General features: G+C 68.9%; 1 protein-coding gene. It reads left to right on the plus strand.

Annotated elements, in window-relative coordinates; genetic code table 11:
• Nucleotides 1-93: 93 nt before the first annotated feature.
• Nucleotides 94-586, plus strand: a 493-nt coding sequence (locus ACEN88_RS33745) for a response regulator (RefSeq protein ID WP_413346717.1), incomplete at its 3' end; no start/stop codon positions are given.

Below are 586 nucleotides of genomic sequence, written 5' to 3' on the forward strand. Positions count from 1 at the left end.
CCCATCAGGCCGACCAGTTGCTGCGAGATCGACAGGCCCAGGCCCGTGCCGCCGTATTCGCGCGTCGTGCTGACGGACTGGCAGATGCCGGGCATGAACGGCATCGAACTGGCGCGCCGCATCGCCGGCAACCCGGCGCTGCGCCATCCGCCGTCGACCGTGCTCGTGACGGCGTTCGGCCGCGAGGAAGTGCAGAAAGAAGCGGAAGCGGCGGGCATCCGCGGCTTCTTGTGCAAGCCGATCGGCCAGTCCGCCCTCGTCGACACGCTCGTCGCCCTGTTCGCGCCGCCGCGCGTATCGAATGCGCGCAGCAGGTTCGAGACGTCGGGCGACCACGCGGCGCGCGTGCTGCTCGTCGAAGACAACCAGGTCAACCAGGAGATCGCGCTGGAACTGCTGCAGGCGCAGAACATCGCGGTGGACGTCGCCGCCACCGGCAACGAGGCGCTGGACATGCTGTACGAAGGCGGCCCGCAGGCCTACGACCTCGTGCTGATGGACCTGGAGATGCCGCAGCTGGACGGCCACGCGGCCACCGTCGAACTGCGCAAGGATGCGCGCTTCGACAAGCTGCCGATCGTCGCCA

It is taken from the genome of Massilia sp. CT11-108 (assembly GCF_047302915.1).
Lineage (GTDB): Bacteria > Pseudomonadota > Gammaproteobacteria > Burkholderiales > Burkholderiaceae_D > Telluria > Telluria orientalis.